The organism is Curtobacterium flaccumfaciens, from assembly GCF_018598405.1.
Lineage (GTDB): Bacteria > Actinomycetota > Actinomycetes > Actinomycetales > Microbacteriaceae > Curtobacterium > Curtobacterium aurantiacum.
In genome coordinates, this window is the sequence record NZ_JAHEWS010000009.1 from 1 (window position 1) to 20,498 (window position 20,498).

Here is a 20,498-nt window from a genome sequence, read left to right on the forward strand (position 1 = left end):
CGACCAGGCACGAGGTCAATCAATAAATTGGCATTGACAATGTGCACGCTGTTGAGTTCTCAAGGACCAGACGCACTTGCTCCTCGGCTCGAGTTCGAGCTTCAGCCACAAGGCTTGTGTACTTGGCTTGCCACCGGTTGTTCGTCGGACCCGAAGGTCCAGTGGCTCATCCCGAGGGGAGAGAACCGGTGGGCTTGTCATCCTAGGCGTCGAAGCGATCCGGCGCAAGGCCAGATCTGAACTTCAGTGGAGGATGGTCCCGCTTGAGGGCCGGCGGGCTCTGGGCTTTCGCTCCAGCCGCTCCGCCGCACCTTTGGGGTGACGAGTAAGAACTATACGCAGCCCTGAGCGGGTGCGCCAAGCCAGCTCCCATCCCGGGCGTGTCGCGTTGTGCAACACGCGTCGCCCGGACGCAGCGATGCCCGGTTCCGCGCGGGAACCGGGCATCGCCAGGGGTCGAACTGCCGGGGTCAGGCCAGCGTCACGCCGGCCAGGGTCTTCTTGCCACGACGGAGCACGAGCACTCCCCCGGGCAGGGCGAGTTCGGACAGCACCGCGGTGGGGTCCTCCGCTCGGACGTTGTTCACGTAGACACCGCCCTGGTCGATCGCGCGACGGGCTTCCCCGAGCGACTTCACGAGTTCTGTGTCGACGAGTGCGCGGGCCACGTCGGCACCGGGCTCCAGGGTCACCGACCCAGGGAGCTCCGCGATCGCCGACCGGAGCGTCTCCGGGTCGAGTGCGGCGAGGTCGCCGTTGCCGAACAACGCCGCGGCGGCATCGATCGCCGCCTGCGTGGCCGCCGTCCCGTGCACGAGCGAGGTCACCTCGAACGCCAGGGTCCGCTGGGCCTCCCGCCGGAAGGGTTCGTCCGCGACGACCTGCTCGAGCCGGTCGATCTCGGCCCGCGTCAGGAACGTGAACTCCCGCAGGCGGGCGATCACGTCGGCGTCCGCCGTGTTGAGCCAGAACTGGTACAGCGCGTACGGCGAGGTCATCTCCGCGTCGAGCCAGATCGCGTTGCCCTCGCTCTTGCCGAACTTCGTGCCGTCGGAGTTCGTGATGAGCGGGGTCCCGAGGGCGTGCACCGTGGCACCTTCGGCACGACGGATGAGCTCCGTGCCCGAGGTCAGGTTGCCCCACTGGTCCGAGCCACCGGTCTGCAGCGTGCACCCGTACTGCCGGTACAGCTCGCGGTAGTCGAGCCCCTGCAGGATCTGGTAGCTGAACTCGGTGTAGCTGATGCCCGCGTCGGAGTTCAGCCGCGCGGCCACGGCGTCCTTCTTGAGCATCGAGTTGACGCGGAAGTACTTGCCGACGTCCCGCAGGAAGTCGATGGCGGACATCGGTGCGGTCCAGTCGAGGTTGTTCACCAGGCAGACGCCGTTGTCGCCGTCCGGACTGAGGAACCGGGACACCTGGGTCTGCAGTCGGGACACCCACTCGGCCACGGTCTCCGGGGTGTTCAGGGTTCGCTCGGCAGTCGGACGCGGATCACCGATGAGGCCGGTCGATCCGCCCACGAGCGCGAGCGGCTTGTGCCCGGCGAGCTGCAGCCGGCGCATGGTCAGGAGCTGCAGGAGGTTGCCGCAGTGCAGCGACGGCGCGGTCGGGTCGAACCCGCAGTAGTACGTGATCGGATCACCGTCGAGGGCTTCCTTGAGCGCGGCCTCGTCGGTCGAGACCTGCACCAGACCGCGCCACCGCAGTTCGTCCCACACCGAGTCGAAGGCGGGGTCGTTCTGCTGGCGCGTCAGGACGTCTTGAGCGGTATCACTGGACACCCCGCCATCGTAGCGGCGACGGACGTCCGGCAGGCGCTGTCGGCCGGGAGGCCCGTGGCCGGGTTCACGAGTCGAGGGCGCCCTTGTGCCGTCGGTACGTCGAGACCGTCGGGTCACCCGTCAGCCAGAAGCGCCAGGGGTACCGCGCTCCGCCGGCGATCCCGCCGACGCCGGTGCGTGGACCGCGCGAGATGCGTGGGACCGGACCGCCCGTGCCCGGGCCGGGCACCGTCTCGGACAGGAGCTCGTCGAGCACGTGGGCCGGTCCGGCGGAGGCGAGCCGGGCCTCCAGGCCGGGTGCCAGGGTGAGCACGAACGGGCCGGACCCGTCGAGGAGCGACGTGCCGTCGTCTTCGCCGAGGACCGCCCCGAGGGCACCACCGAGGTTGCCGGGCCCGCGTGCCAACGCGACGTCCGCGACGGTCGGTCCGCGACGTGCCCGCGCGACGTCGAGGCCGTCGACCACCTGCGCACCACGGAGCAGCGAACCCGACGAGGTGCCGGCCGGCGCGCTCACGACGTTGACGCAGGTGTGGATGCCGTACGAGCGGTACGCGTACAGGGTCCCGGGCGGGCCGAAGAGGTGGCGGTTGCGCTCCGTCATCCCCCGGTGACCGTGTGATCCGGGGTCGGTGGGGCCGGAGTAGGCCTCGACCTCGGTGATGCGGAGCGCCACACCGCGACCCGCGATCGTCGCGCCGAGCAGGGCCGGCGCGGCGATCGGGGCGGGCTGGGCGAGCAGCGCGGCGATCCCCTCGGTCATCGCGAGAAGGGCGCGCCCTCGGCGAGGTCGCGGACGCGGCGGGTGACGGACGCGAGCTGCTCGGCGACCCGGTCGGGAGCGGTCCCGCCGACGCCCGAACGGGACGCGACGCTGCCCTCGATGGTGAGGACGGACCGGACCTCGGGCGTGAGGTGCTCGGACACCGAGCGGTACTCGTCGTCCGTCGGCACGTCGAGCTCGATGCCGCGCCCCTCGCAGTACTGGACCAGCGCCCCGGAGACCTCGTGCGCGTCCCGGAAGGGGACGCCCTGCCGGACCAGCCACTCGGCGACGTCCGTCGCGAGCGAGAAGCCCTGCGGAGCGAGCTCGGCCATCCGGTCGGTGTCGAAGGTGAGGGTCGCGATCATGCCGGTGAACGCGGGCAACAGGACCTCGAGCGTGGCGACGGAGTCGAAGACCGGCTCCTTGTCCTCCTGCAGGTCGCGGTTGTACGCCAGCGGCAGTCCCTTGAGGGTCGCGAGCAGCCCGGTCAGGTTGCCGATCAGTCGGCCGGACTTGCCGCGTGCGAGCTCGGCGATGTCGGGGTTCTTCTTCTGCGGCATGATGCTCGAGCCGGTCGAGAAGGCGTCGTGGAGGCGGACGAACCCGAACTCCTTCGTGTTCCAGAGGATGACTTCCTCGGACAGGCGCGAGACGTCGATGCCGATCTGCGCGAGGACGAACGCGAATTCGGCGACGACGTCCCGTGCTGCCGTGGCGTCGATCGAGTTGTCCGCCGGGCGGTCGAAGCCCAGCTCCGCGGCAATCGCGGCAGGGTCGAGCCCGAGGGAACTGCCGGCCAGCGCACCGGCGCCGTAGGGGCTGACGCTCGCGCGGCCGGCCCAGTCGCGCAGACGCTCGAGGTCGCGGACCAGCGGCCAGGAGTGCGCGAGCAGGTGGTGGGCGAGGAGCACGGGCTGGGCGTGCTGCAGGTGCGTGCGCCCGGGCATGATCGCGTCCGGGTGCTCGGTCGCCTGCTGGGTGATCGCGTCGATCAGGTCGATCACGAGCCGACCGATCCGCCGCCCGTGGTCGAGCATGTGCATGCGGCCCAGGGTGGCGATCTGGTCGTTCCGGCTCCGGCCGGCGCGGAGCTTGCCGCCGAGCTCCGGGCCGAGGTCGGCGATGAGCAGGCGTTCGAGGGCGCCGTGGACGTCCTCGTCGGACTCGTCCGGCTGCAGCGTGCCGTCGGCGTGCGCTGCTTCGAGCCGGTCGAGGCCGGCGAGCATGCGCTCGAGCTCGTCCGCGGTCAGGTAGCCGGCGGTGTGGAGCGCTCGGGCGTGCGCCCGGGACCCCGCGATGTCGTAGGGAGCGAGCTGCCAGTCGAAGTGCGTCGACTTCGAGAGCGCGGCGAGGGCCGCACTCGGGCCGTCGGCGAAGCGGCCGCCCCAGAGGGCACCGGTGTTGGTGGCGTCGGTCTTCTCGTCGGTCATATCGTCCTGCGTCGTCTCGTCGGTGCTGGGCTGGTGGTGGTGGTGGTGCGGTCGGTCAGTTCGCCGCGTCGTCCCGTGCGGTCGGTCTGTTCGCCGCGTCGTCGCGTGCTGTCGGTCAGTTCGCCGCGTCGTCCCGTGCGGTCGGTCAGTTCGCCGCGTCGCGGCGGGCGGAGATCTTGCTCGGGAGGGACCAGAGCTCGATGAAGCCCCTGGCCACCGTCTGGTCGAACGCGTCGCCCGTGTCGTACGTCGCCAGGTCGAAGTCGTAGAGGCTCTGCTCCGACCGACGACCCGTGACCGTGGCACGACCGCCCTGCAGCCGCAGTCGGACGTCACCGGAGACGTGCTGCTGGGTGTGCTCGACGAAGGCGTCGAGGCTGCGCTTGAGTCCGCCGAACCACAGGCCGTCGTAGACCAGGTCGGCCCACTCGGCCTCGACCCCGCGCTTGTACCGGGCGACGTCGCGCTCGAGGGTCAGGCTCTCGAGCTCCTCGTGCGCGGCGATGAGCGCGATCGCGGCGGGCGCCTCGTAGACCTCGCGCGACTTGATGCCGACCACGCGGTCCTCGACGACGTCGATGCGTCCGACGCCGTGCTTGCCGGCGACGGCGTTGAGCTCCTGCACCATGCGCAGCACGCTGAACCGCTGCCCGTCGAGGGCGACCGGGACACCGCGCTCGAACGTGACCGTGACCTCATCCGCCGGCTGCGGGAGTGCCGGGTCCTGCGTGGTGGCGTAGAGGTCCTCGGCGGGGGCGTTCCAGGGGTCTTCGAGGAGCCCGGTCTCGACGGCGCGGCCCCACACGTTTTGGTCGACCGAGTACAGCGACCGCTCGGGCTGCTGGACGGGCAGCCCGTGCTCCTGCGCGTAGGCAAGGGCGCGGTCGCGGGTGAGCGCGAGGTCTCGCACCGGCGCCACCGTGCGGAGTTCCGGTGCGATCGCCGCGACGGCGGCCTCGAAGCGCACCTGGTCGTTGCCCTTGCCGGTGCAGCCGTGCGCAACGCTGTCAGCCCCGAGCTGCTTGGCGGTGAGGGCGAGGTGCTTGGCGATGAGCGGGCGGCTCAGCGCCGAGACGAGCGGGTACCGCTTCTGGTACAGCGCGTTGGCCCGGAGCGCCGGCACGATGTACTCGTCGGCGAACTCGTCCTTGGCGTCGACGACGAGTGCCTCGACGGCACCGCAGTCGAGTGCCCGTTGCCGGACCGACTCGAGGTCCTCGCCGCCCTGGCCGACGTCGACCACCAGAGCGACCACGTCCTTGCCGGTGGCATCGCGCAGCCAACCGATCCCGACGGAGGTGTCGAGACCGCCGGAGTACGCGAGGACGACGCGGTCAGCCACTGGTGTTCCTTCCGTGGGCTAGTCGTTGGCGAGCAGCCAGGCCAGCAGCGCCTTCTGGGCGTGCAGACGGTTCTCCGCCTCGTCCCAGATGATGCTGCGCGGCCCGTCGATGACGTCGGCGGTCACCTCGAACCCGCGGTCGGCCGGCAGGCAGTGCATGAACACGGCGTCGTCAGCGGCGTGCGCCATGAGCGCGTCGTCGACGCGGTACCCCGCGAAGCTGTCGAGGCGCGACTGCTTCTCGGACTCCTTGCCCATCGACACCCAGGTGTCGGTGACGACGACGTCCGCGCCGGCGACCGCGGCCACCGGGTCGGTCACGACGAGGACCGATCCACCGGTCACCGCAGCGCGGTCCTCGGCGTCGGTGACGACCTGCTGCGAGGGGACGAAGCCGGCCGGGGCGGCGACGCGGACGTGCATGCCCGCGGTCGCACCGGCGAGCAGGTACGACTGCGCCATGTTGCTCGCGCCGTCGCCGATGAACGCCACGGTCTGTCCGGCGAGCGTGCCGCGGTGCTCACGGATGGTGAGCAGGTCGGCGAGCAGCTGACAGGGGTGGAAGTCGTCGGACAGCGCGTTCACCACGGGCACCGTCGTGCCGGCGGCCATCTCCTCGAGCCCGGCCTGGCCGTAGGTGCGCCAGACGATCGCCGACACCATGCGCTCGAGTACGCGGGCGGTGTCCGACGGGGTCTCCTTGCCGCCGAGCTGGCTGTTCGCCGTCGAGATGATCAGCGGGCTGCCGCCGAGGTCAGAGATGCCGACGTGGAACGACACACGGGTGCGCGTCGATGACTTGTCGAAGATCACCGCGACGCTCTGCGGACCGGCGAGCGGCTTGTCGGCCCAGCGGTCGGCCTTCATGCGGTCGGCGATGTCGAGGATCGCGGACTGCTCGACCTGCCTGAGGTCGTCATCGCGGAGGAAGTGGCGGGTCATGCGGTGGGCTCCTGCGCTGCGGCGACGGCCGCGAGGCTCTGGGCGAGGATCGACAGGAACGCGTCGATCTCCGCGTCGGACACGATGAGGGGCGGCGCGATGCGCAGGCTCGACTCGTTGGGGGCGTTGATGATGAGGCCGCGCTCGAGGGCGGCAGCGTTGACGAGGGGCCCGATCGGGCCGGTCAGGCCGACGCCGATGAGGAGGCCGGTGCCGCGCACTTCCTCGACGAGCGGGGAGCCGATGGCGCGGATGCCGTCACGGATCCGCTCGCCCTTGACCACTGCGGCCGCGACGAGGTCGGCGCGCTCGATCTCCTCGAGCACGGCGTTCGCGACACGGGTGCCGAGCGGGTTGCCGCCGAAGGTGGAACCGTGCTGACCGGCCGAGAAGAGGTCGGACGCCCAGCCGAACGTCACGAGGGCACCGATCGGGAACCCACCGGCGATGCCCTTGGCGACCGTGATGGCGTCCGGGGTGATCCCGTGGCCCTGGAACGCGAACCAGTTGCCGGTCCGGCCGACACCGGTCTGGATCTCGTCGAGGACGAGCAGGGCGCCGTGCTCCTCGGTCAGCCGGCGTGCAGCGAGCAGGAACCCCTCGGGCAGGTCGACGACGCCGGCCTCGCCCTTGATCGGCTCGATGACCAGCGCGGCGACGGTGCCGTCGATCGACGCTTCGAGGGCCTCGATCGAGGTGTCGATGTGCTCGACGCCGGGGATCATCGGCAGGAAGTCCTGCTGCAGGGCGGGCTTGCCGGTGAGTGCCAGTGCCCCCATCGTGCGGCCGTGGAAGCCCTGCTTGAGCGCGAGGATCCGGGTCTTCGTGCCGTCCGCGCCCTTGTTGAGGCGGGCCAGCTTGAACGCGGCCTCGTTCGCCTCGGCGCCGGAGTTGCCGAAGTACACGCGACCGGCGTCACCCGCACCGGTGATGCGCTTCAGGCGCTCGGCGAGCTCGAGCTGGGGTGGGGTGGCGAAGTAGTTCGAGACGTGCACGAGCTTCGCGGCCTGGTCGGCGATCGCCTCCACCAGGGCGGGGTGCGCGTGGCCGAGCGAGTTCACGGCGATGCCGGCGAGGAAGTCGAGGTACTCGTTGCCCTCGACGTCCCAGACGCGGCAGCCCTCGCCGCGCTCGAGCATGATCTTGGGCGGGGTCAGGGATCGCATGAGCGACGCCCCGAACCGGTCGTTCCAGGTCTCGGTCTGCGTCTCGGTGCTCACTGCTGGTGTCCCTTCTCGTCCGTACCCGCCACGTGCTGGCCGGTACTGCTGTCGATCGACGGCGACGCCACGCGTCGGCCGATCTCGGCGTGGGTCATCTGGTTCTCGGTGCGACGGCTCGGGTCCGGGATCACCTCGGTGCCCGCACCCCGCAGGGTGAAGACCTCGAGCAGGATCGAGTGCGGGATCCGGCCGTCGATGATCGTCGCCCCGCCGACCCCGCCGACCACGGCGTCGAGGCACGCGGTCATCTTCGGGATCATCCCCGACTCGAGGCTCGGCAGGAGTTCACGGAGTTCGTCGACCGCGATGAGGTCGACGATCGAGTCACGGTCGGGCCAGTTGCGGTACAGCCCGGGGACGTCGGTGAGCATCATGAGCTTCGACGCTCGGAGCGCGATCGCCAGGGCCCCGGCCGCCGCGTCCGCGTTCACGTTGAGTGCCTGGTCGGGGTGGGCGTCGTCGACCGCGATGCTCGAGACCACCGGGATGCGCCCGGCCTCGATCGCGGCGAGGACCCCGGACGGGTCGACGTGGGTGATGTCCCCGACGTGCCCCAGGTCGTACTCCTGCCCGTCGACGACCACGCCCTTCTTCTCGCCGGTGAACAGCGAGCCGCCGTCGCCGAACACACCGACAGCCAGGCCCTCACCGTGTTCGTTCATCAAGTCGACGATCTCGCGGTTGACCTCGCCGGCCAGGACGTCACGGACGACCGTGATCGCCTCCGTCGTGGTGACGCGGTAGCCGCCGCGGAACTCGGACTCGATGCCCTGTTCCTTGAGCGCGGCGGAGATCTGCGGACCGCCGCCGTGCACCACGACCGGGTGCAGTCCGGCGTACCGCAGGTAGACCATGTCCTCGGCGAACGCGCGCTTCAGGTCCTCGTTCACCATGGCGTTGCCGCCGAACTTGACCACGACGACCTTGCCCGAGAAGCGCTTCAGCCAGGGCAGCGACTCGATGAGCGTCGCGGCCTTGACCGCGGCGAACTCGTGTTCTTCTTCCTTCGTGAGGGGCGTGCCTGCCCCGTCCGTGTCCGCCGCCATCAGCTGGAGTACGCGCTGTTCTCGTGCACGTAGTCGTGCGTGAGGTCGTTGGTCAAGATCGTCGCCGAGTGCGTGCCGACGCCGAGGTCGATGCGCACGTGGGTGTCACGGGGGGTCAGGTCGACGGTGTCGCTCGGCTGGTCGGGGGCGCCGGCATGGCAGACCCGGACGCCGTTCATGCTGACGTCCACCGCGTACGGGTCGAACTCGGCGTCGGTCGTGCCGATCGCCGCGAGCACCCGGCCCCAGTTCGGGTCGTTGCCGAAGACGGCGGCCTTGAACAGGTTATTCCGGGCGACGCTCCGGCCGACGGTCACGGCGTCGTCCTCGGTCGCGGCGTGCACGACCTCGATCGCGATGTCGTGGCTCGCGCCCTCGGCGTCCTGCTGCAGCTGACGGGCCAGGTCCGCGCAGACCGCGGTCAGCGCTTCCTGGAAGTCACCGACCTCGGGCGTCACACCGCTCGCGCCCGAGGAGAGCAGGACGACGGTGTCGTTGGTGGACATGCATCCGTCGGAGTCGACGCGGTCGAACGTGACCCGGGTGGCGGCGCGGAGGGCCTGGTCGAGCTGGTCCGGCGTCTGCACCGCGTCGGTCGTGATGACGACGAGCATCGTGGCGAGGCCCGGCGCGAGCATCCCGGCACCCTTGGCCATGCCGCCGACGGTCCAGCCGTCCTCGGTCACGACGGACTGCTTCGCCTTCGTGTCCGTCGTCATGATGGCGGTCGCGGCGTCGGGGCCGCCGTCGTCGCTGAGAGCCGCGCTCGCCAGGTCGACGCCACGGAGCACGTTGTCGCGGAAGGTCTGGTCGCCCACGCCGATGAGCCCGGTGGAGCAGACGACGACGTCACCGGCACCGATCCCGAGTGCGTCTCCGACGGCCTCGGCGGTCAGGTGCGTGGTCTGGAAGCCGAACGGACCGGTGAAGCAGTTCGCACCGCCGGAGTTCAGGACGACGGCACGGGCCACGCCGTCCCCGACGACCTGACGCGACCAGATGACGGGGTGCGCCTGGGCGCGGTTGCTGGTGAACACCGCGGCGACGGCCGCGTCGGGGCCGTCGTTGACGACGAGCGCCACGTCCGGCTTGCCGCTGGTCTTCAGGCCGGCGGTCACGCCGGCAGCGCGGAAACCCGCTGCCGCGGTGACGCCCTGCAGGTCCTGGAGGCCCGGGGCGGTCTGGGTGGTCTGGCCTGCGTCGGTCACGGTGCGACTCCGTCCACGCTGAGGCCCGTGGTCTCGGGGAGACCGAGGGCGATGTTCGCCGACTGGACGGCTGCGCCCGCCGTGCCCTTGGCGAGGTTGTCGAGTGCGGTCACCGCGACGACGCGACCGGCGGCCTCGTCGACGGCGATGCCCACGAGCGCGGTGTTCGCGCCGATCGTGTCCGCGACCCGGGGGAACTCGCCCTCGGGCAGCAGGTGCACGAAGGGTTCGTCGGCGTACGCCTGCTCCCAGGCCAGCCGGACGTCGCGCGCGCTGACGCCGGGCGAGAGCTTCGCGGTCGTCGTCGCCAGGATGCCCCTGGACATCGGGACGAGGACCGGCGTGAACGAGATCGTCACGTCGGAAGCACCGGCGACCTGCAGGTTCTGCTGGATCTCGGGGACGTGCCGGTGCGTGCCGCCGACGGCGTAGGCACTGGCGGACCCCATGATCTCGGAGGCCAGGTACGTGGTGCTGAGCTTCTTGCCGGCACCGCTCGGCCCGACGCTGAGCACCGCGACGAGGTCGTCGGACTCGACGAGGCCCGCCTGGATGCCGGGCTGGACACCGAGCGTCACCGCGGTGACGTTGCAGCCGGGAACCGCGATGCGCTTCGTGCCGACCAGGGCGGAACGCTGCTTGCCCTGGGATGCGATGTCGTCGACGTCACGCCATTCCTCGGCCGAACCGGGAGTGGGCGCCGCGAGCAGGAGTTCGGGCAGCCCGTAGGTCCACGCACCGAAGTAGTCGCCGCCGTAGAACTTCTCCCACGCAGCCGGGTCCGTCAGCCGGTGGTCCGCGCCGCAGTCGATCACGAGGGCGTCGTCGCCGAGCTCCGCTGTGATCGCGCCCGACTGACCGTGCGGCAGTGCCAGGAAGACCACGTCGTGCCCGCGCAGCGTCTCGGCCGTCGTCTCGACCAGGGTCAGGTGCGACAGCGAGCGGAGGTGCGGCTGCGTCGCGATCAGCGGCTGTCCGGCGTTCGAGAACGCCGTCACCGTCCTGACGTCGAACTCGGGGTGGGCGGAGAGCACGCGCAGGAGCTCACCACCCGCGTAGCCGGAGGCTCCCGCCACGGCGACGGATACGGACATGGGATTCCACCTTTGGTCGGACTGTTCGTCGAGAGAGTCGGAGGCGGCGACCCCGGGCGGTGCTGATCCCGTGTGGGTCAGTCGCGCAGGGTCGCCCCGAATCGCTCGCCGGCACGTCGGACAGCGCCGTCACGGGCCTCGGTGGCCTCGGCAGCGGTCAGGGTGCGGTCCGTGGCACGGAAGCGCAGGGCGAACGTCAGGGACTTCTGTCCCTCGTCCACGCCGGAGCCCCGGTAGTCATCCACGAGCCGAGCATACTCCAACAGGTCTCCCGCGCCAGAGCGGACCGCATCCAACACGTCACCGGCCGGCACGTCGGCGTCGACCACGAGGGAGAGGTCCTGTGTGGCGGCCGGGTACGAGACGATGGGCGCAACCGAGACGAGCTCGGGTGCCGCGGCGACGAGCGCGTCGAGGTCGAGCTCGACGACCGCCACCACGCGGGGCAGGACGGCTGCCTCGGCCAGTTCGGGCAGGAGCTCACCGGCGACGCCCACGACCGAGCCGTCCACGAGCAGCGACGCCGCGCGGCCCGGGTGCAGGGACGGGTGGGTCGTCTGCGCGACGGTCAGCTCGACACCGACGGCCCACGCGACCTGGCGGGCCGCGTCGACGGCGTCGGCGATGCCGAAGGGCTCCGCGGCGGTGCCTGGCTGCTTGACCACACGGTTGCCGGTGAGCAGCGCGGCGACGTGGAAGGGCTGGGCTGGCAGCGAGGCTTCCAGCGCCTCGAGCGTCGCGCGGTCGGGGCGGGTGGCACCGGCCGGGACGCCGTCGGTGCCGAGCGTCACGCCCGTCACCGGCAGGAACACGCGGGACGTCTCGTACAGCGCGACGTCGACGAGTCCTCGTGAGACGTTGCGGCGTGCGGCGTCGACGAGGGCCGGGATGCCACTGCGGCGCAGCAGGTTCTGCTCGCTGTCGAGGGCGTTCGCGAGCACGACGCTCGGGCCGCCCTGCGGGTCGATCCCCGGGTAGGCGTCCTGCGTGGTGGCGGACACGAACGGTGCCGTGACGACCTCGGTCAGGCCCGCGGCAGCCAGGGCCGAGGCAACCCGACGACGTGCCTGCTGGTGTCGGGTGAGACCGCGACCGGGCGGGGCGACGGGCAGGACGCTCGGGATCCGGTCGTAGCCGACGATGCGCGCGACCTCTTCGACGAGGGTGGTGTCGTCGGTCAGGTCGGGACGCCAGGTGGGCGGGGTGACCGCGAGCTGGTCGCCGTCCACCTGGACCGTGGCGCCGATCGCGCGGAGGGTCTCGATGACCTCGGCGTCGGTGTAGTCGACACCGACGAGCTCGGCCGGGCGGGTGAGCCGCATCGTCACGGTCGCCCGCGGCTGGCCGTCGACCAGCGTCGACCCGAGGGGGTCAGCGGTGCCGCCGGCGAGCTCGACGAGGAGCTCCACCGCGCGGTTCGCCGCGGCCTCTGCCACGAGCGGGTCGACACCGCGTTCGAAGCGGCGGGACGCCTCGCTCGGCAGCTTGTGGCGGCGTGCGGTGCGGGCGATGGAGACCTGGTCGAACCCGGCGGCCTCGATCAGGACGTCCGTCGTGCCCGCCGAGATCTCGGTGCGAGCTCCGCCCATGACGCCGGCGAGGCCGACCGGCCCGTCGTCGTCGGTGATGACGAGGTCTTCGGGGTCGAGCTTCCGGACGGCGCCGTCGAGGGTCTCGAGCGCCTCTCCGGCGGTCGCCCGACGCACACCGAGACCACCCGCGATCGTCTGCAGGTCGTAGCCGTGCAGCGGCTGGCCGAGCTCGAACATGACGTAGTTCGTGATGTCGACCGGCAGCGAGATGGAGCGCACGCCGGCGAGGGCGAGGCGCGACACCATCCAAGACGGTGTCTTCGCGGCCGGATCGATGCCACGGACGACGCGCGTGACGAACGTGCTCGCGCCCACACGACCGCGGATCGGGGCCTGGTCGTCGATCGTGACGCGGAAGCCCTCGGCTGAGCGCGGTGCGACGCGGTCGCCCGGGTCGTGGAAGCTCGCACCGGTGGCGTGCGCGTACTCGCGGGCGACCCCGCGCATGCTCAGCACGTAGCCGCGGTCCGGCGTGACGTTGATCTCGACCGCGGCGTCGTCAAGGCCGAGGAGTGCGATCGCGTCGGCACCGACGGTGGGCTCCATGCCGAGGTCGGCGAAGCGCAGGATGCCGTCGTGCTCGTCGCCCAACCCGAGCTCGCGGGCCGAGGCGATCATGCCGTCGGACACGTGGCCGTAGGTCTTGCGGGCGGCGATCGGGAACGGCCCGGGCAGGACGGCGCCGGGCAGCGTGACGACGACGAGGTCGCCGACGTCGAAGTTGTGCGCGCCGCAGACGATGCCGCGGGGCTCGGCTTCGCCGACGTCCACCTGGCACCAGTTGATGGTCTTGCCGTTCTTCTGCGGCTCGGGGACGCGCTCGAGCACCCGGCCGACCACGACGGGTCCGGTCAGGTCGAAGGTGTGGACGTCCTCTTCCTCGAAGCCGACCGACACGAGCGCCGCGTGGACGTGCTCGAGGGTGACGTCCTCGGGGAGGTCGACGGACTCACCGAGCCAACGGAGTGGGACGCGCATCAGACCACCGTTCCGAACTGCTGCGAGAAGCGGAGGTCGCCCTCGAGGAAGTCACGCATGTCGTTCAGGCCGTTGCGGAACTGCAGTGTCCGCTCGATGCCCATGCCGAACGCGAAGCCCTGGTACTCGTCCGGGTCGATGCCGGCGGCACGCAGGACGTTGGGGTTCACCATGCCGCAGCCGCCCCACTCGACCCACCGCGCGCCACCCTTGGCGTTCGGCTGCCAGACGTCCATCTCGGCGCTGGGCTCGGTGAACGGGAAGTAGTTCGGGCGGAGCCGGATCTGCGCTTCGGCACCGAACATCTGCCGGGCGAAGTGCTCGAGCGTGCCACGGAGGTGCGCCATCGTCAGACCCTTGTCGATCGCGATGCCCTCGACCTGGGTGAAGACCGGCAGGTGCGTGGCGTCCAGCTCGTCGGCGCGGTAGACGCGTCCTGGCGCGATGACGTAGAGCGGGAGGTCACGCGAGAGCAGCGACCGCACCTGCACCGGCGAGGTGTGGGTGCGCATGACCAGGTGCCGGTCGACGGGCTCGACGAAGATCGTGTCGGCCATCGCCCGGGCCGGGTGGTCCTGGTCGAAGTTCAGCGCGTCGAAGTTGAACCACTCGTGCTCGAGCTCCGGGCCTTCCGCCACTTCCCACCCCATGCCGACGAAGATGTCGGCGACGGCTTCGTTCAGCAGCGAGAGCGGGTGGCGGGAGCCGGTGGGTCGGTGGACCGGCAACGCGGTGACGTCGACGCGCTCGGCGTCGAGCCGTGCGCGCTCCTCGGCCACCGCGAGGGCGGATTCCTGCTCGGCGATCGCCGCGTTCACCCGCCCACGGGCCTGACCGACGAGCTTGCCGGCCGCGGCCTTCTGCTCCGGCGGCACACTGCGCATCGATGCGTTCATCCGCGCCAACGGTGACTGCTCACCGGTGTGCTCGGCCCTGGCCTGCTTCAGTTCGGCGACCGTCGTCGTGGAGCGGACGGCGGCGAGGGCCGCGTCCACCGCGTCGGCGACGGCCGATTCGCTGATCTCGAGAGGTTCTGACACGAGACCCAAGCCTACCGGCCGTCGGGATACCACCCACCTGCACCGAGCAGACGGTGGATGGCCGACGCCGACGGCCGGTCTGTTGAGGAGCGTCAGCTCCGGAGTGCGAACGCCGACTCGTAGAGGCACACCGACGCGGCCGTGGCGAGGTTCATCGACTCCGCCTGCCCGTAGATCGGTACCTTCACGGCGCGGTCGACGAGCGCCAGGTCGTCGGCGGTGAGTCCGCGGGCCTCGTTGCCGAAGACCCACGCGGTCGGGCCGTCGAGCATCCCCTCGGCGCGGACCACGGGCAGGTCGTCGCCGGAGACGTCGGCCGCGAGCACCGTGTAGCCGAGGGCCTTCGCTCGCTCGATCGTGTCCGCCAGGGTCACTCCGACGGACACCGGGACGTGGAACAGGGACCCGGTCGTCGACCGGACGACCTTCGGGTTGTACGGGTCGACCGAGCGTCCGGTCAGCACCACCGCGTCGGCGCCGGCCGCGTCGGCGGCACGGATGATCGTGCCGGCGTTCCCCGGGTCCCGCACCTCTTCGAGGATGGCGACCAGTCCCGGCAACGCGGCCTGCTCGTCGGACGCATCACGGGCCTCCAGGTCGGCGGCAGCCGCAGCACGGTCGGGGAAGACGTCCTTCACCGACGTCGGGAACTGCTGGCACACCGCGACCACGCCCTGCGGGGTGACCGTGTCGGCCATCGCGTCGAGCACCTGCTCCGTGACGAACCACGTGTCCACCGGCGCGTCGTCCAGGCCGTAGCGGGACGCGGCGGTCGGGGTCACGTACAGCTCGCGCAGGAGCTCCGGCGCATACTCCAGCGCTTCACGGACCGCCTGGGGTCCTTCCAGCAGGAACAGACCGGTCTCGGCCCGGACGTCCTTCTTGGCCAGGGCCGCAACGGCCTTCACGCGTCCGGCACGGGGGTTCTCGAGGAGATCGCTCACGACCCAAGTCTAGGAACGACGAAACCCCCGCCGTGCGGCGGGGGTTTCGCGAGCAGAAGAACTGACTACGCAGCCTTCGGGGCCGAGGTGTCGGCCGGGAGGGCCTTCTTCGCGGTCTCGACGAGCGCGGTGAAGGTCTCGGGGTTGTTCACCGCGAGGTCGGCGAGGATGCGACGGTCGACCTCGACGCCGGCCAGGTTCAGACCCTGGATGAGGCGGTTGTAGGTCAGGCCGTTCGCACGGGACGCAGCGTTGATGCGCTGGATCCAGAGGCGACGGAACTCGCCCTTCTTCGCGTGACGGTCGCGGTACGCGTAGACGAGGGAGTGGGTGACCTGCTCCTTGGCCTTGCGGTACAGGCGCGAACGCTGGCCGCGGTAGCCCTCGGCGCGTTCGAGGATGACGCGGCGCTTCTTGGCGGCGTTGACCGCTCTCTTTACTCGTGCCATTGCACTATTCCTTTACGATCTGCGGGGCTCAGTGGCCGAGGAGCTTCTTGACGTTCTTCGCGTCACCCTTGGAGAGGACCTGGTCCTCGTTCAGGCGGGCCTTGCGCTTGGAGCTCTTGACCTCGAGGTTGTGACGCATACCGGCCTGCTGCTTCATGATCTTGCCGGTACCGGTGACCTTGAAGCGCTTCTTCGACCCGGAGTGGGTCTTCTGCTTGGGCATGGTGGTGCCTTTCCGTGGGATGGATGGGGGGCCGCGTCGTTGCGGGGTCGGTCCGGGGACCTATTCGGCCGCGGCGTCCGTGGATTCCGCGGCTGCCTCGGACGTGGAACCGGCCTCGGCCTCGTCCTTGCCCTTCGCGGCGTGCTCGGTGGCGCGACGCTCGGCCTTCTGCGCAGCACGCTTGGCGTTCTGCTCGCCCTTGACGTCGGACTTGTTCTTGAGCGGGGCGATGATCATCGTCATGTTGCGGCCGTCCTGGGTCGGACGCGACTCGACGACACCGAACTCGGCGATCTCCTCCGCGAACTTCTGGAGGAGACGGACACCCTGCTCCGGACGCGACTGCTCGCGGCCACGGAAGAGGATCATCGCCTTCACCTTGTCGCCGCCGAGGAGGAACCCCTCGGCGCGCTTGCGCTTCGTCTCGTAGTCGTGCACGTCGATCTTCAGGCGGAAACGGACCTCTTTCAGGTCCGTGTTCACCTGGTTGCGACGGGCTTCCTTGGCCTTCTGAGCGGCCTCGTACTTGAACTTGCCGTAGTCCATGATCTTGGCCACGGGCGGCTTCGAGTTCGGCGCGACCTCGACCAGATCCAGTTCGGCTTCCTGCGCGAGACGCAGAGCCATGGCGATCGGGACGACGCCGACCTGCTCACCCTGGGGACCGACGAGTCGGACTTCGGGAACGCGGATTCGGTCGTTGGTACGGGGATCGGTGATGCGGAGCTCCTTCAATCAGGTGGTGGCCGTCCGGGGCGTTTGCCCTGGACGACAGCACGAGAGAGGAGATCTGACGCACGGGATGTCGACCCGTTCGGCAGCCGCCCTGCGTCGGACCCGTGGGATCCGACCGACGAGTGCAACACGTGCACTCGCGGAGCGGTGGTGACCCGGTAGCCTGGTGGAACGCGGCCGCGGGTGGGAGAGACTCCTCTTTCGTGACACCGTCCGGGTGTTGTCAGGGATCGTGACGTCAGGAGAACCGACGTCAGGAGAACTGATGGCACACGGACAGCATCTGCCGCGAGCAAGCCTAGCAGAGGAGCACCGTGAGCGACACCCCGATCGACGACACCGGCATCGACGCCGCCAGGGACATCGCGGAGGTGCCGGCGGTCGAACTCATCAACACCGTTGCGGTGCACCTGCTCAGTGCCGCGGCCGTGAAGGTCGGCCTGGCCGACGACCCGCAGGAGCAGACCGACCTGGACGAGGCGCGGAAGCTCATCACCGCACTGGCCGGCCTGGTCACCGCCGCCGCGACCGAGATCGGCGACCACCACGCCCGTCCGCTCCGCGACGGGCTGCGGTCGCTGCAGCTCGCCTTCCGCGAGGCGTCGGCGATCCCCGACGCCATCGGCGCCGGGCCGGGCGAGAAGTACACGGGCCCCGTCAACTAGACGACGTCACCCGATGACGGACGGGAGGCACGGTGCCAGCTGGCACCGTGCCTCCCGTCCGTCGGTGGGCCGCGTTCAGGACCCGGTGCGGCCGACCAGGCGCGCGACGGCCGCGAGCGGGATGCCGACCCAGTCGGGTCGATTGCGGGTCTCGTAGACGACCTCGTAGACCGCCTTGTCGAGCTCGAAGGCGTCGAGGAGTGCGCTGTGGGCGGCGAGGTCCGCGCCGGTCCCACGCTGGTATCCGTCGAGGAACCGTCGGCGTGCCTCCTCCGCCCAGGCTGCTGCGTCGACCGGTTCGGCGTCGTGCGCCAGGGCACCGGCGACGTAGTCGAAGGAGCGGAGCATGCCCGCGACGTCGCGCAGGGTGACGTCGGGCAACGAGCGTTCGTCGAGCGGGCGGAGGGGTTCGCCCTCGAAGTCGAGGAAGACCCAGCCGCGGGGCTCCGGGGCCGCGAGTACCTGCCCGAGGTGCAGGTCGCCGTGGATGCGCTGCAGGTCCGGCCAGGTCGCGTCGGCGGCACGGGCGTAGACCGCGCGGATGGCGTCGGCGTGGTCGGCGACGGCGGGGGCCTCGCGGGCCGCGGTGTCGAGGCGGGCGTACATCGTCGCGACGGCCGTGTCGCGTCGTCCCGCGTCGGCCGGCTCGGTCGGCAGGGCTCGGGCGAGGGTCCGGTGCACCTCGGCGAGCGCGGTGCCGAGCTGTTGGGCCCGGTCGCCGAACGGCGTGCGGGCCTGCGCCTCCTGCAGTGCGACGCGCCAGGCGTCGTCGAGTCCGGGCAGGAACTCCTGGGCGAAGGCGAGGTGTCCGGTCGCCGTGCCGTCGGGGCGTCCGACGTCGGGCCAGTCGGCACGGAGGGCGCCGTAGACCCGTGGCACGCGCGCACTGCCCGCTGCGGTGAGGGCGAGCTGCGTGGTCACGTCCGGGTTGTCGCCGTGGTGCAGCACGCGGAAGACCTTGATGATGACGCGGTCGCCGGACTCGGTGTCGCAGATGACCGAGGTGTTGGACTGCTCACCCGTGAGGACGCGGGCCGCAGTGACCCGGCCGATCGGGCTGAGGCTGTCCGCTGCCGCGTCGATGCGTGCGGCGAGCGCCGAGACCCATGCGAGATCGGTGGTGGCGTCGACGACCGTGCCGTCGGGGCCGCTCGTGGTCGGTGACTGGTAGAGCACCGGCACCGCGGGGGCGTCGTCGAGCACCAGGCGGGTCCCGTCGTCGGTCGAGATGGTGCGGAGGCGTGGCACGGACCCCTTGGAGGCGTACCACCGGCGGTCGGCGATCCAGGACTCGAGGTCGCGGTCGCTCGGCTGACCGGTGTCGGCGGTGGTGTCGGGGGCGGTGGTGTCGGGGGCGCTGCGTGCTCCGTCGCTCATGCAGCGGAACCTACGCGCCGGGGGCTGTCGAGGTGCCGAGTCCTCCACAGGACGCGCTGCGGAGCGCGGGGTCCACAGGACGCCGCTCCCCCCGTTCCGACACGGGCGCATCGGACGACACTTGCGGCATGCCTCGCTCCGATGCCGCTCCTCCTCTCGCCGCCGACCTCGAGCTCACCGACCCCGTGCTCATCGACCCCCGCCGGACCTGGCGGGTCCTCGACGACCGCCGGCTCCCCGCGCTCGAGCCCTTCGCCGCCGATGTGCGTCGGTACGGACCCGTGACGGTGCGCGAGACGGTGTGGGACGCCGAGGACCGGGTGCTCGCGGCCGCGGGAGTCGTGCTCACACGGTCGTCCGACGGCACCTGGAGCATCGACCGGGGCCCGGACTCGGACGGTCCGGAACCTCTGGCGGGCGAGCCCGACACTCCCCCGCGGGTGGCCGTCGAGGTGTTCCTGCGTGGCCGTGCGCTCCGGACGGTCCTGGTCCGGGACACCACCACGAGCCTCGTGACACTCCGTGGCGGGGACGGACGGGTCCGGGCCGAGATCGCGGACGTCCGCGTGGACGACGGCGACCCGGACACCACCGTCCTGCGGTCGGCCCGGTGGTGGGCCCTGACGGTCGACGGCCGCGAAGGCGCCACGGCACGAGCGGCCGAACGAGCGCTGCACGATGCGGCGACCGACCCGGTGGACGTCCCATCGGTCGCGCTCCCCCGCGGGCCCGAGCCGGCCCCGGAACGACGCGGTGGTCGGGCGAAGCGTCCCCGGTCGAACACGGCGGCCGGGTTCGTGCTGCGGGTGCTCGACGCGCTGCGGAACGACCTCGTCGCAGTGGAGCCCCGGGTCCGGAACGACGAGCACGAGGCCGTCCACGACCTGCGGAAGGTGGTGCGCCGCCTGCGGAGCGTGCTCGCGGCGTTCCGGGGTGCACTCGACCGCCAGGCGACCGAATCCCTGCGGGCTTCCTTCGCGGAGATCGGCCGGACGGCGGGGACGGCACGCGATGCCGAGGTGCTGCACGCGGGGCTGTCCCGCTCGGCGGCGCGGACACCCACCGGCTACGTCGACACCGAGACCCTGCGCCGCATCGACTCGGAGACCGCCGAACGCCGCAGCACCACTGCGGCGGAACTCCGGCGCGCCCTGGACTCCGAGGCGTGGTTCCGGACCCTCGACGCCCTCGACGACCTGCTGCTGCGGGCCCCGGCCGGGCCGCACGGTGACGAGGACGCGACGGTGTTCACCACGAGGCGGATCCGGCACGAACGGGCACGGGTCGGTCGGCAGCTGGGTGATGCCGACGACGACCTCGAGACCCTGCACGAGATCCGGAAGGCCGCTCGCCGGTTGCGGTACGCGTTGCAGGCCGCGGGCGACCTGCCCGACGTCGGGAAGCGCCGGCTCGGTCGGCTGCGGCGGGTCCAGGAGACGCTGGGCGAGACGCTCGACGCCGCACACGCCGCCGACGCGTACCGACGGTCGGCTGCGGTGGCGGCGCAGGACGGCGTGGACACGTTCGGGTACGGAGCGCTGGCGACGGCCGAGCACGCCGCCCTCGGACAGGGCATCCAGCGGTCGTGGAGGGTGCTCGCGCGGCTCTGATGCTGCGCGGGACTGGATCCTGAACGGAGTGCTCGCGATCGCGCGGCCCT

The 20,498-nt window shown here is 71.1% G+C and carries 18 protein-coding genes; 2 read left to right on the forward strand and 16 right to left on the reverse strand.

Annotated features, from left to right (window positions below):
* Positions 1–470 precede the first annotated feature (470 nt).
* The 15 genes from tyrS to infC all read right to left on the reverse strand — a co-directional run bounded on the left by tyrS (position 471) and on the right by infC (position 16,796).
* Positions 471–1,784, reverse strand: a complete 1,314-nt coding sequence (gene tyrS, locus KK097_RS07325; RefSeq protein ID WP_307858439.1) for a tyrosine--tRNA ligase — start codon at positions 1,782–1,784, stop codon at positions 471–473.
* A 64-nt stretch (positions 1,785–1,848) separates the two neighbouring features.
* Entirely contained in the window at positions 1,849–2,547 is a 699-nt protein-coding gene (locus KK097_RS07330) for a DNA-3-methyladenine glycosylase (RefSeq protein WP_214544209.1), read from the reverse strand.
* Entirely contained in the window at positions 2,544–3,980 is a 1,437-nt protein-coding gene (gene argH, locus KK097_RS07335; protein WP_214544210.1) for an argininosuccinate lyase, read from the reverse strand. The genes KK097_RS07330 and argH overlap by 4 nt, the downstream gene beginning before the upstream one ends.
* Positions 3,981–4,125: 145 nt before the next feature.
* Positions 4,126–5,322 carry an argininosuccinate synthase gene (locus KK097_RS07340; protein ID WP_214544211.1) on the reverse strand — a complete coding sequence of 399 codons (1,197 nt, stop codon included), beginning with the start codon at positions 5,320–5,322 and terminating at the stop codon, positions 4,126–4,128.
* Between the two features lie 18 nt (positions 5,323–5,340).
* On the reverse strand, positions 5,341–6,264 hold the full coding sequence (argF, locus tag KK097_RS07345; RefSeq protein ID WP_214544212.1) for an ornithine carbamoyltransferase: 924 nt from the start codon (positions 6,262–6,264) through the stop codon (positions 5,341–5,343).
* The gene (locus KK097_RS07350) at positions 6,261–7,484 is read right to left on the reverse strand and encodes an acetylornithine transaminase (RefSeq protein WP_214544213.1); all 1,224 of its coding nucleotides are present in this window, start codon (positions 7,482–7,484) and stop codon (positions 6,261–6,263) included. Before KK097_RS07350 ends, argF begins: the two co-directional genes overlap by 4 nt.
* Positions 7,481–8,533, reverse strand: coding sequence for an acetylglutamate kinase (gene argB, locus KK097_RS07355; RefSeq protein ID WP_214528669.1), 1,053 nt, complete (start codon positions 8,531–8,533; stop codon positions 7,481–7,483). Before argB ends, KK097_RS07350 begins: the two co-directional genes overlap by 4 nt.
* Complete coding sequence (argJ, locus tag KK097_RS07360; RefSeq protein ID WP_214544214.1) at positions 8,533–9,741, reverse strand: bifunctional glutamate N-acetyltransferase/amino-acid acetyltransferase ArgJ; 1,209 nt, start codon at positions 9,739–9,741, stop codon at positions 8,533–8,535. The genes argB and argJ overlap by 1 nt, the downstream gene beginning before the upstream one ends.
* Positions 9,738–10,835 carry an N-acetyl-gamma-glutamyl-phosphate reductase gene (locus KK097_RS07365; RefSeq protein ID WP_214528671.1) on the reverse strand — a complete coding sequence of 366 codons (1,098 nt, stop codon included), beginning with the start codon at positions 10,833–10,835 and terminating at the stop codon, positions 9,738–9,740. The genes argJ and KK097_RS07365 overlap by 4 nt, the downstream gene beginning before the upstream one ends.
* Before the next feature lie 77 nt (positions 10,836–10,912).
* Positions 10,913–13,405: a phenylalanine--tRNA ligase subunit beta gene (pheT, locus tag KK097_RS07370; protein WP_214544215.1), complete on the reverse strand. Its 2,493-nt coding sequence runs from the start codon at positions 13,403–13,405 to the stop codon at positions 10,913–10,915.
* Positions 13,405–14,445, reverse strand: coding sequence for a phenylalanine--tRNA ligase subunit alpha (gene pheS / locus KK097_RS07375; RefSeq protein ID WP_214528673.1), 1,041 nt, complete (start codon positions 14,443–14,445; stop codon positions 13,405–13,407). The genes pheT and pheS overlap by 1 nt, the downstream gene beginning before the upstream one ends.
* A gap of 92 nt (positions 14,446–14,537) precedes the next feature.
* Positions 14,538–15,389: a TrmH family RNA methyltransferase gene (locus KK097_RS07380; RefSeq protein WP_214528674.1), complete on the reverse strand. Its 852-nt coding sequence runs from the start codon at positions 15,387–15,389 to the stop codon at positions 14,538–14,540.
* Between the two features lie 65 nt (positions 15,390–15,454).
* The gene (rplT, locus tag KK097_RS07385) at positions 15,455–15,838 is read right to left on the reverse strand and encodes a 50S ribosomal protein L20 (protein ID WP_017887975.1); all 384 of its coding nucleotides are present in this window, start codon (positions 15,836–15,838) and stop codon (positions 15,455–15,457) included.
* Between the two features lie 28 nt (positions 15,839–15,866).
* Positions 15,867–16,061: a 50S ribosomal protein L35 gene (gene rpmI / locus KK097_RS07390; protein ID WP_017887976.1), complete on the reverse strand. Its 195-nt coding sequence runs from the start codon at positions 16,059–16,061 to the stop codon at positions 15,867–15,869.
* A gap of 60 nt (positions 16,062–16,121) precedes the next feature.
* Positions 16,122–16,796 carry a translation initiation factor IF-3 gene (gene infC / locus KK097_RS07395; protein WP_081827403.1) on the reverse strand — a complete coding sequence of 225 codons (675 nt, stop codon included), beginning with the start codon at positions 16,794–16,796 and terminating at the stop codon, positions 16,122–16,124.
* A 314-nt stretch (positions 16,797–17,110) separates the two neighbouring features.
* Here infC and KK097_RS07400 point away from each other — a divergent pair, with 314 nt between their 5' ends.
* Complete coding sequence (locus tag KK097_RS07400) at positions 17,111–17,461, forward strand: DUF1844 domain-containing protein (protein ID WP_110862360.1); 351 nt, start codon at positions 17,111–17,113, stop codon at positions 17,459–17,461.
* Between the two features lie 75 nt (positions 17,462–17,536).
* Here KK097_RS07400 and KK097_RS07405 read toward each other — a convergent pair whose 3' ends face one another.
* Positions 17,537–18,838, reverse strand: a complete 1,302-nt coding sequence (locus KK097_RS07405; RefSeq protein ID WP_250896548.1) for a phosphotransferase — start codon at positions 18,836–18,838, stop codon at positions 17,537–17,539.
* A gap of 128 nt (positions 18,839–18,966) precedes the next feature.
* Here KK097_RS07405 and KK097_RS07410 point away from each other — a divergent pair, with 128 nt between their 5' ends.
* Positions 18,967–20,448, forward strand: a complete 1,482-nt coding sequence (locus tag KK097_RS07410) for a CHAD domain-containing protein (protein WP_214544216.1) — start codon at positions 18,967–18,969, stop codon at positions 20,446–20,448.
* Positions 20,449–20,498 lie beyond the last annotated feature (50 nt).